General features: G+C 51.1%; 12 protein-coding genes. 9 read left to right on the plus strand and 3 right to left on the minus strand.

The genetic code is table 11. The features are described from left to right. Positions 1–31: 31 nt before the first annotated feature. The 6 genes from BM200_RS14215 to BM200_RS14240 are packed head-to-tail and all read left to right on the plus strand — an operon-like array spanning position 32 to position 6,106. Positions 32–223 carry a Flp1 family type IVb pilin gene (locus BM200_RS14215; RefSeq protein ID WP_091186569.1) on the plus strand — a complete coding sequence of 64 codons (192 nt, stop codon included), beginning with the start codon at positions 32–34 and terminating at the stop codon, positions 221–223. Then, positions 192–917: a TadE/TadG family type IV pilus assembly protein gene (locus BM200_RS14220; RefSeq protein WP_091186571.1), complete on the plus strand. Its 726-nt coding sequence runs from the start codon at positions 192–194 to the stop codon at positions 915–917. The genes BM200_RS14215 and BM200_RS14220 overlap by 32 nt, the downstream gene beginning before the upstream one ends. Beyond that, the gene (locus tag BM200_RS14225; RefSeq protein WP_091186574.1) at positions 914–3,124 is read left to right on the plus strand and encodes a hypothetical protein; all 2,211 of its coding nucleotides are present in this window, start codon (positions 914–916) and stop codon (positions 3,122–3,124) included. Before BM200_RS14220 ends, BM200_RS14225 begins: the two co-directional genes overlap by 4 nt. Then, a complete protein-coding gene (locus BM200_RS14230; protein ID WP_175532871.1) occupies positions 3,090–4,073 on the plus strand; it encodes a TadE/TadG family type IV pilus assembly protein in 984 nt (327 codons plus the stop codon). The genes BM200_RS14225 and BM200_RS14230 overlap by 35 nt, the downstream gene beginning before the upstream one ends. After that, positions 4,070–4,585 (plus strand): A24 family peptidase, encoded by a 516-nt coding sequence (locus tag BM200_RS14235; protein ID WP_091186579.1) that lies wholly within the window; start codon positions 4,070–4,072, stop codon positions 4,583–4,585. Before BM200_RS14230 ends, BM200_RS14235 begins: the two co-directional genes overlap by 4 nt. An 18-nt stretch (positions 4,586–4,603) precedes the next feature. Next, positions 4,604–6,106 carry a DUF6382 domain-containing protein gene (locus BM200_RS14240; RefSeq protein ID WP_091186581.1) on the plus strand — a complete coding sequence of 501 codons (1,503 nt, stop codon included), beginning with the start codon at positions 4,604–4,606 and terminating at the stop codon, positions 6,104–6,106. Positions 6,107–6,115: 9 nt separating this feature from the next. Here BM200_RS14240 and BM200_RS14245 read toward each other — a convergent pair whose 3' ends face one another. The 3 genes from BM200_RS14245 to BM200_RS14255 all read right to left on the minus strand — a co-directional run bounded on the left by BM200_RS14245 (position 6,116) and on the right by BM200_RS14255 (position 8,347). Continuing rightward, positions 6,116–7,033, minus strand: a complete 918-nt coding sequence (locus BM200_RS14245) for a TIGR01777 family oxidoreductase (RefSeq protein ID WP_091187865.1) — start codon at positions 7,031–7,033, stop codon at positions 6,116–6,118. Between the two features lie 17 nt (positions 7,034–7,050). Continuing rightward, on the minus strand, positions 7,051–7,548 hold the full coding sequence (locus BM200_RS14250; protein WP_091186583.1) for a hypothetical protein: 498 nt from the start codon (positions 7,546–7,548) through the stop codon (positions 7,051–7,053). 361 nt (positions 7,549–7,909) lie between these two features. Then, positions 7,910–8,347, minus strand: a complete 438-nt coding sequence (locus BM200_RS14255) for a DUF2621 domain-containing protein (protein ID WP_091186585.1) — start codon at positions 8,345–8,347, stop codon at positions 7,910–7,912. 100 nt (positions 8,348–8,447) lie between these two features. On the opposite strand from BM200_RS14255, the gene BM200_RS14260 reads away from it, so the two are divergent. The 3 genes from BM200_RS14260 to tkt all read left to right on the plus strand — a co-directional run bounded on the left by BM200_RS14260 (position 8,448) and on the right by tkt (position 12,676). Beyond that, positions 8,448–9,578 carry a deoxyribonuclease IV gene (locus tag BM200_RS14260; protein ID WP_091186587.1) on the plus strand — a complete coding sequence of 377 codons (1,131 nt, stop codon included), beginning with the start codon at positions 8,448–8,450 and terminating at the stop codon, positions 9,576–9,578. Positions 9,579–9,625: 47 nt separating this feature from the next. Beyond that, the gene (gene purU, locus BM200_RS14265) at positions 9,626–10,504 is read left to right on the plus strand and encodes a formyltetrahydrofolate deformylase (RefSeq protein WP_041613315.1); all 879 of its coding nucleotides are present in this window, start codon (positions 9,626–9,628) and stop codon (positions 10,502–10,504) included. Positions 10,505–10,657: 153 nt separating this feature from the next. Beyond that, on the plus strand, positions 10,658–12,676 hold the full coding sequence (gene tkt / locus BM200_RS14270; RefSeq protein ID WP_091186590.1) for a transketolase: 2,019 nt from the start codon (positions 10,658–10,660) through the stop codon (positions 12,674–12,676). The last annotated feature ends 26 nt before the right edge of the window (positions 12,677–12,702 follow it).

A 12,702-nucleotide genomic window follows, 5' to 3' on the forward strand; every position in this document is an offset into this window, starting at 1 on the left:
AACATTTAACGAAAAGAGAGGATGTTTACAAATGTTAAAAAAATTAGGAAATGCGGCTCGTTCATTCTGGCGTTCAGAAAGCGGCCTTGGGACGCTCGAGGTTATCCTGATCATTGCGGTTGTTATCATTATTGCTCTCCTGTTCAAAGACTGGATTATTCAGCTTATCGAGAAATTAATGGGCAAAGCAGATGATGAAGCGGATAAAATCTTCTCCAACTAACCGCACGCGCCGCTGGCTGCTATGGCTTCGTCATACAGAAGGAAGCTTTACGCTGGAATCGACTCTGGTATTCCCGATCCTATTTCTGCTTATTCTGATGTTTCTATTGTTCAGCATGTATATCTATCAAAAGGTTGTTCTCTATTATTCCGCTTCCGAGACGGCTGAGCGGGCATCGTTCAGCTGGGATAACAGCCACCGGAACGCCCGTAACGGCATGCTGACAACAGGTCAAAATGACGGCTTGTACTGGAGGGTCAGCGGAGATTATATGCTGGGCTCCTTATTTGGTATAACGGCTAACCAGACGGATATTACCCTGGAAATACCCGGTTCACAGAGCGCTGACGAGCTTGAGCTGGCGGGAACCAAGCTGCGTCAAGCAGCAGCTTGGCTGACAGGGGATGCCGGGCTGCCCTTTCAAGGGAATATCGCTTATGCGAACAGCCTGCTGAAGCGGGAAGTAGCTGTAAAGCTGAAGCAGCCGGTGTCGCTTGCTCCGCTTGAGCTTACGCTTGGACTATCCGAGCCCAAAACGGCTGCAGCAGCCACTATCGTTGATCCGGTGCAATTTATCCGGGATGTCGATATGGTCAGGTACTACACGGCCAAATTTAACAATGGAACGTCGAAGCAGCAAGCCGCAAAAGCACTTCAGGCATATAGCGGCGGCGGGAAAGCAGGCAAACCGTGAACAAATCAGCAGCTTCACAGGGCTCTATAACGATATTTTCAGCGGTTGTATTGTCGGGGCTGCTTCTTTTCTCCGCCGTGCTGATCGATTATGCAAGAATGGCCGTTCTACACAAGGTAACCGAGGATGCTGCCAGATCCGGCGTCCGTTCTGCACTCTCTGCCTATGATGAGAGGCTGTATGAACGGTACGGGCTGTTTGGACGGGGCGGAACGGAAAGTAATGAGATCTTTGAAAAGACCGTACAAACGAATCTGGGGCAAATCGGGCAGCAGCATCAGGATTCGTTTAAGCTGGTACAGGCGGAGCTTGAATCGGCCCATACGGACGATGCAGAGGTATTGGGGAAGCATGATGTGTTTGCCCGGCAGGTGCTGGAAGAAATGAAATACAAAGCTCCGGTGGATTTTACTCTGGAACTGGCATCGAAGTTCGCGCCGCTCTCCGGGGCAATGAAAGAAGCAACCGTCACCGTCAATATGCTTGAAGAGCTACGGAAGCTGTACGACAAGCGGGAGGGGCAGCTCGCGATTGCCTTACAGCTGCAGCGGCAGGCAGCGGAAACGGTTGGAGGTATTGCTGGACTTATTCCAACCAAAGCACTAGAGCTTGCAACGGGAACCGAGCATGCCGCACGGTTTGCCGGGGACTATGCCCAATATGCCGGTTGGGTGCTTACTGACCAGCGTTTGGCTGAACAAGGAAAGAAACCGAAGTATTCGGATCAAATCGAGGGATATGAAGGAAAGGCAAGAGGCTGGACAGATGAGATGTCCCGCGAGCTCGCTGCGGCAAAAAAGCACCATGACAAGCTGCAATTGGAAGCGGTAAAAGCCCTAGAGGCAGCCAAACAGGTAAATGCAGAAATGCTGCGCATCAAACAGGAGGCTGCTAGTGCTCCTTCCAATAGCGGTTATGACCGGGTAACCGGCAAAAATGTCGCAGGTGCTGACACAGCCCCTATTGATGCTGCACCACAGAATGATATGCAGGAGCTCAGAAAGACGGCTGATGAGCTTATTTTGCCGGACGGCTGGTTTACGGATTATAGCTTGGAGATTGCAGATCAAGCTTCTGTCTTTGCCTCACTGCAAATGGAAGCGGGAGGTTTTATTACAAATCTGACAGCCGGCCTTGCTTCTCCCAATTCTAACAATGAGCAGATCAAGGAGGGCGCTGTCAATCTCCGCATTGCCTACGAGCAATATGAAGGGGCTTATGTACGCAAAGGCTCGAGCCTTGATGAGAGGGAACAGAAGCTGACGGATAAAGAACTGAAGAAAGAGCGGCAGGCGCAGGAGGCCAAAGCAGGAGAATTATGGTCTCAGGCCCGTCGGCTGCTTCACGGCATGACATCGGTCCCTCAGACTGATGAGCATTTGCAGGTCATTCAGGATATAGAAAAACGGTATAAGAATAACCTTTTATTTAATCAGGAAGCAGCTGAGGCGGAAGCGGCAGGCCTTGCCTTTGCGCAGGATGCCCATGAGGAAGCGAAAGAAGCGACATCCGTAATGAGCGGGTTATTTGGCGGAATCGCCGATATGCTGGAGCAGACAAGAGACTCCGTCTATTTATCGGAGTATACGATATCGCATTATGCTGCCTTTGCGCCGCAGAACCTTAGGGCACTGCTCACAAGCGGCAATACAAACGAGCTTGCCCATGCCATCGCGTTCAGCAATCAAGAAGCGGAGTACGTGATTTACGGGTTCCATAGTCCAACCGCGAACTTGGCCGCTGCTTATGGTGAATTAATTGGAGTCAGGATGGCGGTGCGGACGATGGAGGGATTATCAGCCTGCAGAGCTGCTGCCCATCCTCTATTGATTTTGTCATGCTCGGTCGTCTATGGTCTGGAAAAAACAATGGAGGATATGGCGGCTTTCACCGAGCGCGGCGCGGCTCCGTTATCCAAATATATGAATGCGGACGTGTCTTACACGGATTATCTGAGATTGTTTATGCTGGTCCACGGAGGTGCTAAACGTCCGTCAACATTAGCCCGGATGATTGCCGTGATTGAGCATAATGGCGGTGTCACATTATCCAAGGTTCCGACAGCCTTGACAGGAGAGGTGAAGACATCAGCCGAGCTGTGGTTTTTGCCGGGTGTAATGGATGTTGTCCTGCATTTTGGATCCTTGCAAGGAAAGGTTGTTGGCGGCAGATATGAAACAACTCAAACGATTGGCTGGTCTTATTAAACGGAGGGGAAGCGACTGGGGCAGAAGAGAGCATGGCAGTATGGTGCTGGAGGCAGCGCTTGTCATGCCTCTGCTCCTCATCGTCCTGCTGCTGTTCATTATGATGATCCGCCTATGTGCTGTTCAAATGGCCCTTCAATCAGCTGCTTCCCAGACGGTCAGGCAAGTCGCCACTCATATACGCCCGGCTGATCTTGCTTTTCAGAAAGCTTCCTCATCTATTCCTGCTCTCCCTAATCTGGGTTCATTCGGCCTGCCTCTGCCGGACTGGGGAGGAGACCTTGCAAAGGAAGCTGCCGGTTGGCTGCCGGCACCCGCAGGAGTATTGGCTTCCGCAGCACTCGAAGGGAACTGGCAGCCGGTAACAGATGCGGCAGCGACCGAGCTTGGACGAACGGCTGTCGAGCCGCAACTCCAACAATTCGCGGATGAGGCCGTACTGCAAAAGGAGCATCTAAGTTTGTCGCATCTTTCCCTTCCGGATCTGAAGGAAAAGCAGCAGCCTTTTTTGACGATTGTAGCCGAATATGAGTTTCCTTTCTCCTTGCCATTTATAAACAGGAAGATTGTATTAAGAGAACAGGCCTCCGAGCGGGTGTGGGTCAGTGATGCCGCACCTGCAAGGGAGGATTCGGCTGAGGCAGATGTAACGCCGATTCAAATCGTTTCCATTCAGCCGGTTCCATTGCATCCCGGTAATAAAGCGACAGTTACGGCTTTAACCTCGCCAGGCGCCTCGGCATCGCTCACCGTCAATTACAAAAGCGGTACGAGCATTGCGAAACATCTTGGCAGCGCAACGGCGGATGCGAATGGGTATGTACAGTGGACCTGGCTTGTATCCGGCAATACGACACCGGGGACCTGGGAATTAACAGCAACCTCGGCTTCGGGCGAAACGGTATCTATGCATTTTAATGTGACCAAGAAGGAGGATTCGGCATCTTGACCATACAGCTCGTGGCTGCAGCATTGCTGTTATTGGCCGCTCTATATACGGATTTGAAATCGATGACTATCCCTAACCTGCTTACGGTTCCTTTTCTGGCAGGAGGATGGTTATATGCCTTGTTTGCAGGCGGAGGTCACGGTCTCGTGCTCGCCATCGGCGGAGCGGCTGCGGGATTTGTACCGCTGCTTATCCTTCATCTGGCCAAGGGGATTGGTGCCGGGGATGTAAAGCTGTTTGCAGCGCTGGGAGCCTGGGTCGGTGCGATGGCTGTCCTTCAATTAATGATGTACGCCATTTTGTATGCGGGTCTGGTGGGACTTGTGCTGCTGTTCATTAACCGGCCATTTTCCAGAAGGATGATGGCAGGAATAACCGCTTTTATTTCCATGCGGTACGGTACTTGGTCGGGGGCATCGTCATGGTTAGCATGGGCAAAGAGCGGACGCACCTTTCCGTTTATGCTCGCGGTACTACCGGGAGCTGTTACCTTATGGATGATATCGGTTTAATAGGAAGGGGGAACTTTCATGAGGCAACCGTTTAGGATTGATTTTTCCATGAACCGCGGACATGAGATGCTTGTCGACCGGAAGGACGGTATTCGAAGAGAGGAGCTGGACGAGCTTGAATTGCAGATGCTGCAGTCCGGCAAAATCCCTCATCTCCTGCCGGTGGAATGGCTAGAGATTGATGGTCGTGTCACTTTCCGTTATGTGCTTTCAGGCCGTAAAATGCTGCTTCACCGCCTGCAGGTTCAGCCGCTTACGATGGAGCAATTTTATGCGTTATTGCTTGGCATTGTAGAAGCATTTGATGAATGCAAGCATTATATGCTGCGTCCCGAAGGCTGCCTGCTCGACGATCAATATTTGTTTGTGGGAGAGCAGCTTAATGATATTGCTGTTGCTTACGTCCCTTTAAAAGAAGGCGGGGCAGGGGATTTGCTGTCGCTTGTCGTGAGGTGGACGGCCTATATTCAAGATATTGACGGTGCTGGCCTTCAGCGTATTCTGCAGCCGCTTAACAGCAGCAAATGGCCGTTGGCCGAGCTCAGGTCCGTCCTGCTTGGGCTGATCGGTGACGCGTTTATTCAAGCCTCTCCAAAGCAAGCTCAGGAACGCGTTCACATTCATTTTCCGGCTGCTGCTCCGGCATGGGATGCGGAGAGCATAGATTCAAAGGCAGCAGGCTGCGAGACTATACCTAAGCTTGCTGCCGCAAGCGCAACTCATCAAGAAATCCCGCTTGTAGAGCTGGATGAGCAGGATCCTGAAGCACCGCGGAAAAAAATATGGATCGCAGCTGCTGTTCTTGCTATAGCCGTTGCGTGTGTATGGAAATATATTTATTTGCCGTCGCATTCCCGCAGCAGCTTGTACATCAGCTTGGGTTTGACCTTCATGGGCATGGCTGCTTTCTATATGGTTTGGTCGCGCAGGCTTCCGTCCGTGCTGTTGGCCAAAGAAAGTGACGGTGACGAAGATGAGGAGTTTGTTCCTGAATCACAGCCGCTTGGCATGTGGCCGCGTTATGAAGAGGAGGGTGATAAAGAGATGGTCGAGCCGGCTGCAGCGTCAAAGCCAGCTAAACGCCCGGAAGTGGGGTTGTATGCCTATGCCGGAAATACGGCTGATCTCCGCAGCAAGCAGATGACGCCAACTGCGGCAGAAGCAACGGTGCTGCTGACGGAACGGGGAGATGATGTGTCCGGTAAGACGGCAGAACCGGCTTTATACCGGGAGTGGGCAGGCGGCGGGACCTGGATCGACTGGCACGATGAGAAGTTTACGATTGGACGATTAGGCGAGCAGGTCAGTTATGAGGAAGAAGCACATGGGATCTCAAGGCTGCATCTGGAATTGGAGAGGGATGGCGGCTCTTATAGGGTGAAGGATTTGGGTTCCCGAAACGGCAGCATGCTGAATGGGCAGACGATGATTCCATACAAATCATATCCTTTTATAGTGGGAGATAAGCTCCAGCTGGCCGGCAGCAGCGGGCCAAAATACGAGCTGAAGCCGAGAGCTTGACTCTCGGCTTCAGCTTTTTTCTATATTAGCCCGACTCAATTGCTTCATGGCACTTTCAATAGTCGGGTATTTGAAGGTAAAGCCATGCTCCAGAGCTTTGCGAGGCAAGGCACGCTGGCCTTCGAGGAGCAGGGAGGACATCTCACCCAGCACGGCTTTCATAAGAAAAGCCGGAGCCGGCAGCCAATGCGGCCGACCAAATGCTTTGCTGAGTGCCTGTCCGAACTGATCATTGGTAACAGGCTCTGGAGCAGAGCCGTTAACCGGACCTTGAATTTCCGGGTGATCGATACAAAACAGAATAAGCCGGACCATGTCCTCCAGGTGGATCCAAGACAGCCATTGCGAGCCGCTTCCAAGCCTGCCTCCGGCAAATAACCGATGAGGCAGAGCCATAAGAGGAAAGGCGCCGCCTGTCCGGTTAAGTACAACGCCTACCCGCAGCTTAACGAGCCGTTCAACCGGTATGGTATCGGCTGCTTTTTCCCAATGCTCCACAACGCTGGACAAGAAGTCGGTGACCTTTAGCGGACTGTCTTCATCAAAAGTCGCTGTAAGCGAGCTGCCGTACGCAGAAATACCGGAGGCATTAATGACCGCCTCCGGCTTCTGGTCCAGTTGTTCTACAAGCCTGGCGATACGTGCCGCGCCATCGGTCCGGGAGTGAAGAACACGCTGTTTGGATGCAGCTGTCCACCGCTGGTTAATGCTTTCGCCGGCCAGGTTCACGATGACATTTGCGCCTTCAAGCTTGTCCGGCGCTGCAGCAAGCTCATTCCAACTCACCTGGTGTAACCTGGCATTGGCCGATGGTGATGAGGATGTCTCTTTTCTGGATATGATCCATACCTCATCTCCCCGTTCAAGCAGAGCTTTCACCAATGCCCGGCCGACAAAGCCGGTTCCTCCCGTTACCGCAACACGCATCATTCATCCGTCCTTCATTAGGATTTGGCTTCGAGCTTCTTCAGGAAGTATTGCGTCACATCTCCGCTGGTCTTCTCGGTATATTCGAATTGAACCTTTGTATCGGACGGGATGCTGTTAATCTCATCCGTCAAGTCGTCTGTAAATTGCAGAACCATAGGTCCTTCCGGCAGGTCGATCTCGACCGAGGTTGTATCGGCTTGTCCAACAAATACGCCTTCGCTTGTCTTAACCGCACTTTCTTCCGGTGCCGTGCTTGCTTCGGCCTCCGGCGATGCAGTTCCCGGATCCATTACGCCGTTGTTTCCTTCGGCATCGCCCGAGACATTGTCTGATGTATTATTGCTGTTTGTCTCCGGCGCGGCATTGGATGGTTGTTCAACGGACGAGCCTTGCTCGCTATTGTTTGAATTTGCGTTGTCCGAGCCGCACGCAGATGCGGTCATCATAACGGCGAGTAATACGGCGCTGGCCGCGATTAAGCTGCTCTTCTTTTTAGATTTCATAGTTGTCATAGGAGCACCTCCTGAAAGAATTGTGAAGCAATTCTGCTTCGAAAGCATGAGCTTAAAGAATTGTGAAGCAATTCTGCTTCGTAAGCATGAGCTTAAAGAATTGTGAAGCAATTCTGCTTCGAAAGCATGAGCTTAAAGAATTGTGAAGCAATTCTGCTTCGTAAGCATGAGCTTAAGAATTGTGAAGCAATTCTGCTTCGCAAGCATTAGCTGAAAGAATGGTGAAGCCATTCTGCTTTGTGAGCTAATGCTTATATTAACGAAATAATCCGTTTAAGGTTCCAATAGATTTGTACACACTATTCCTAGAGATTAAAACAATAGGCTGCCGTCAAAGTGCAGCAGCCTGTTGCTCTTCCAACTATTTATTGAGCAAATGCCGGTAGGGAGTGTAGTCGATTCCCTTGCGTTCCAGGAAGGAAACAAGGCTTCGATAGTCACGCTTAGGCGTTGCGCGTATGTATCCTTCAATGCAGTGGTCCTTCGTTACCTCTGAAGCTCCGTTGTCTATGGCGACCTGACCGATCTTCGCTGCAATGGAATGCTTGGCGATATCCCGGAATGCGGACGGAACAGGAGAGACCAGTTCGTCCAGAAAACTTTTTGAATCGTCGGTCCACATGCTGCGGCTTCGTTCGACCCAATAGTTTTGCCAGTCAAGCTTCGATTTGCCGTCCCTCTGAGGCAGCACCTTCAAAAACTTGCGGAACATGAAGAAACCGCCGATGGCCATTGCGCCGACCATTACGACTGCCCAGAAAACAATGAAAAACATAAACCAATCGGGAGCAGATTTCATACTGTACCTTCACCTCAGGAAGAATTATACCGTATTCCTAGATTTATTTCGACATTCCTTGTAAAATAAGGGTTGATCAACCGAAAGGGGCGTTTTGAAGATGTTAAAAATCGGTTCCCATGTATCTTTTTCGGACAAGGGGCTGCTTACTGCGGCCAAAGAAGCTGTATCCTATGGTTCAAGCTCGTTTATGATTTATACCGGCGCACCGCAGAATACCCGGAGAAAGCCAATTGAAACTTTATATATTGAAGAAGGCAAAGCGATGATGGACAAGGCCGGCATCAATGAGATTGTCGTGCACGCGCCATATATCATTAATTTGGGCTCTTACAAGGACGACACGTTTGAGCTCGCTGTCCGCTTCCTGCAGGAGGAAATCCGCCGTACCGATTATATCGGGGTCCGGAATATCGTGCTGCACCCGGGCGCTTATACGGATAAAGATGCTGAATACGGTATTGCCCGTATTGCCGAAGGCCTGAATGAAGTGCTCGAAGGAACAAAGGACACGAATGTGAACATCGCACTTGAGACGATGGCCGGCAAAGGAACGGAAATCGGCCGCAGCTTCGAGGAGATTGCGTCGATTATCGATAAAGTGCAAAATAATGAGCGTTTGACGGTATGTATGGACACTTGCCATATGCATGATGCAGGTTATGACCTCATCAATGATCTTGACGGTGTGCTTCAAAAGTTCGATCAGACCGTAGGTCTTGACCGAGTTGCGGTAGTCCATGTCAATGACAGCAAGAACCCTGTCGGAGCGGGCAAAGACCGCCATGCTCCTGTTGGTGCAGGCTGGCTTGGCCATGAGGCGATCCGTACGATCGTCCACCATGAGGCGCTTGCGGGCCGTCCGTTTATTTTGGAAACACCATGGATAGGGAAGGATGACAAGAAGCAGTTCCCGATGTACGAAGCGGAAATTGCACTGCTCCGCGGTAATGCGATGGATCGCTTTGGCGAGTCGTTCTTCGACCATGTCGAGCGTCTGCATCATTTCTACGGCAAGCAGGAGATCGATCCCCGCGCATTCGTGCTGTCGACCTGGGATGTTTTGAAGAATGATGCCAAGGCGAAAAAAGCAGATCCGCGCGAGCCGATGGAGCGTTTGTTCGATCTGCTGTCGGAAAGCGATGCGCTTCCGGGCGATCTGACCGAAGAGCAAATCAACCAACGGATTACGGCATGGTTCGCCGGCAAGCAATTGCTTAAAACGGTGTAATCATGCTTTAAGATAACCATTGTAAAAGGAAGGAAGTTTTAACGTTTATGTCTTCATCTACTACTGAGTCGCGCAGCGGACGCGCGCGCATGCTGATCTCGTGCCCGGACAGACCGGGTATCGTGGCGGCCGTTTCGCATTTCTTGTACGAGCATGGTGCGAACATTGTACAATCGGACCAATACACGATGGATCCGGAAGGCGGCATGTTTTTTATCCGCTTTGAATTTGATTTGAACGATATGGACAAGGAGCTTCCGGTTCTCGTTGAAGATTTCGCCCGTGTCGCGGACCGCTTCGATATGAAATGGCATACGTTCCGCGCGAGCCGCAAGAAGCGTCTTGCGATCTTTGTCTCCAAGGAAGACCATTGCCTGATGGAGCTTCTGTGGCAGTGGAAAGCAGGCGACCTGGACGCGGATATTGCGATGGTCGTGAGCAACCACCCGGATATGAAGGACATGGTTGAATCGTTTGGCATTCCGTACCACCATATTCCGGTAACGGCGGACACCAAAGCCGAAGCGGAACGCAAGCAGATGGAGATCGTTGCGGACAAGGCGGACCTCATTGTACTTGCCCGTTACATGCAGATCATCTCGCCGAAATTCATCGAGCAGTTCCCGAACCGCATTATCAATATCCACCATTCCTTCCTTCCGGCGTTCGTTGGAGGCAAGCCTTATGCGCAAGCTTATAATCGCGGTGTTAAAATCATCGGCGCAACGGCACATTATGTAACGGAGGAACTCGACGGCGGTCCGATTATCGAACAAGACGTTCAGCGCGTCAGTCACCGCGACAATGTAGAGGAATTGAAACGAATCGGCCGTACAATCGAGCGCGTCGTTCTCGCGCGTGCCGTGAAATGGCATACCGAAGACCGCATTATTGTACATCAGAACAAAACGGTCGTTTTCAATTAATCCAATAAATGCTCTCGTCTTTCTCCATTTTAAGGATGGCAAACGGGTTTTCGGAATGGTACAATATTCAAAGCCTTGCGCTACAACTCGCGCTATATCCAGAAATATAGAGAGACAGAGCAATTTTAAACAGGAATTAGGAGGAAGTAAGAAATGACAGTTACACAAAAATCGATTGAACAGCTTTCGATCGACACGATCCGTACGCTGGCAATCGACTCCATCGAGAAAGCAAAATCCGGACATCCAGGCATGCCAATGGGCGCAGCTCCAATGGGCTATCAATTGTTCGCGAAAAACATGACACATAATCCGTCGAACCCGACTTGGATTAACCGTGACCGTTTCGTATTGTCCGCAGGACATGGTTCGATGCTGCTGTACAGCTTGCTTCACCTGAGCGGTTATGATCTTCCTCTGGAAGAGCTGCAAAACTTCCGTCAATGGGGCTCCCTGACTCCAGGTCACCCGGAATTCGGCCACACTGCTGGCGTTGACGCAACAACGGGTCCGCTTGGACAAGGTGTTGCTATGGCCGTAGGTATGGCGATGGCAGAAGCTCATCTTGCAGCTACTTATAACAAAGAAGGCTTTGACGTTGTTAATCACTTCACATACTCCATTTGCGGCGACGGCGACCTGATGGAAGGCATCTCCCATGAAGCTGCTTCCTTTGCAGGCCACCTGAAGCTTGGCAAATTGGTTGTTCTGTATGATTCGAATGATATCTCCCTTGACGGCGCTCTTGACTTGTCGTACTCCGAAAGCGTTCAAAAACGTTTCGAAGGCTACGGCTGGCAAGTTCTTCGCGTTGAAGACGGCAACGACCTGAACGCATTGTCCAAAGCTATCGCTGAAGCGCAAGCAGAAAGAGGCAAACCGACTTTGATCGAAGTGAAGACGGTTATCGGTTACGGCAGCCCGAACAAAGGCGGCAAAGGCGGACATGCTGGTCCTCACGGTTCCCCGCTGGGTGCTGACGAGACTAAACTGACCAAACAATTCTACGGCTGGTCCGAAGATCACCAATTCCATGTACCGGATGAGGTTCGCGCTCACTTCGCGGAAGTGAAACAAAACGGCGAGAAAGCAAACGCGGCTTGGAACGAGCAGTTCGCTGCTTATAAAGCAGCTCATCCAGAGCTTGCAGCTCAATTCGAGCTTGCTACTTCCGGTCAATTGCCTGAGGGCTGGGATGCCGATCTTCCTAAATACACAACGTCCGACAACGCGGTATCGACTCGCGTAGCATCGGGTAACGCCCTGAACGGTCTTGTGAAAAACGTGCCTAACCTGGCTGGCGGTTCCGCTGACCTGGAGAGCTCGACAATGACTCACCTTAAAGGTCTTGCACAATTCAAACCAGGCAGCTACGACGGCCGCAACATCTACTACGGTGTACGTGAATTCGGTATGGCTGCAGCAATGAACGGCATGAGCCTGCATGGCGGTATGAAAGTATTCGGCGGTACGTTCTTCGTGTTCACAGACTACCTCCGTCCGGCTATTCGCCTTGCTGCAATCATGAAACAACCGGTAACTTACGTTCTGACGCATGACTCGATCGCTGTTGGCGAAGACGGTCCTACGCATGAACCTATCGAGCAGCTGGCTTCGATCCGCATCATTCCTGATCTGACCGTTATTCGTCCTGCTGATGCAAACGAAACTTCTGCAGCATGGGCTTATGCGGTTGAGAACCAAAGCAATCCGGTAGCGCTTGTTCTGACTCGTCAAAACCTGCCGATCCTGGAAGGTACTGTATCCGGTTCCCGTGAAAACATTAAACGTGGTGCTTATGTTGTATCTGATGCAGCAAACGGCGCTCCACAAGCTCAAATCATCGCTACTGGTTCCGAGGTTCAACTTGCTGTTGCCGCTCAAAAAGCACTTGCTGAAGAGGGCATTCAAGTTCGCGTTATCAGCATGCCAAGCTGGGATTTGTTCGAGAAACAAGACAAAGCTTACAGAGATTCCGTTATTTTGCCTGAAGTTAAAGCTCGCGTAGCGGTAGAGATGGCTCATCCATTTGGTTGGGAACGTTATGTTGGCGACCAAGGCGCGATTATCGCAATCGACCGTTTCGGCGCTTCCGCTCCTGGCGACCGCGTCATTAAAGAGTACGGCTTCACGGTTGAGAACGTAGTAAGCAAAGTTAAGTCGGTCCTGTAATTTAATAAGCTATTTGGCGTAGAGGA

The sequence above is a fragment of the Paenibacillus catalpae genome (assembly GCF_900112695.1).
Taxonomy (GTDB): domain Bacteria; phylum Bacillota; class Bacilli; order Paenibacillales; family Paenibacillaceae; genus Pristimantibacillus; species Pristimantibacillus catalpae.

What these genes read in the sequence shown, in the direction of transcription:
- BM200_RS14230 (WP_175532871.1), top strand. Translation starts at nt 3,090, where the DNA reads ATGAAACAACTCAAACGATTGGCTGGTCTTATTAAACGGAGGGGAAGC.
- BM200_RS14255 (WP_091186585.1), bottom strand. Translation starts at nt 8,347, where the DNA reads ATGAAATCTGCTCCCGATTGGTTTATGTTTTTCATTGTTTTCTGGGCA.
- BM200_RS14245 (WP_091187865.1), bottom strand. Translation starts at nt 7,033, where the DNA reads ATGCGTGTTGCGGTAACGGGAGGAACCGGCTTTGTCGGCCGGGCATTG.
- purU (WP_041613315.1), top strand. Translation starts at nt 9,626, where the DNA reads ATGTCTTCATCTACTACTGAGTCGCGCAGCGGACGCGCGCGCATGCTG.
- BM200_RS14250 (WP_091186583.1), bottom strand. Translation starts at nt 7,548, where the DNA reads ATGACAACTATGAAATCTAAAAAGAAGAGCAGCTTAATCGCGGCCAGC.
- BM200_RS14220 (WP_091186571.1), top strand. Translation starts at nt 192, where the DNA reads ATGATGAAGCGGATAAAATCTTCTCCAACTAACCGCACGCGCCGCTGG.
- BM200_RS14240 (WP_091186581.1), top strand. Translation starts at nt 4,604, where the DNA reads ATGAGGCAACCGTTTAGGATTGATTTTTCCATGAACCGCGGACATGAG.
- BM200_RS14215 (WP_091186569.1), top strand. Translation starts at nt 32, where the DNA reads ATGTTAAAAAAATTAGGAAATGCGGCTCGTTCATTCTGGCGTTCAGAA.
- tkt (WP_091186590.1), top strand. Translation starts at nt 10,658, where the DNA reads ATGACAGTTACACAAAAATCGATTGAACAGCTTTCGATCGACACGATC.
- BM200_RS14260 (WP_091186587.1), top strand. Translation starts at nt 8,448, where the DNA reads ATGTTAAAAATCGGTTCCCATGTATCTTTTTCGGACAAGGGGCTGCTT.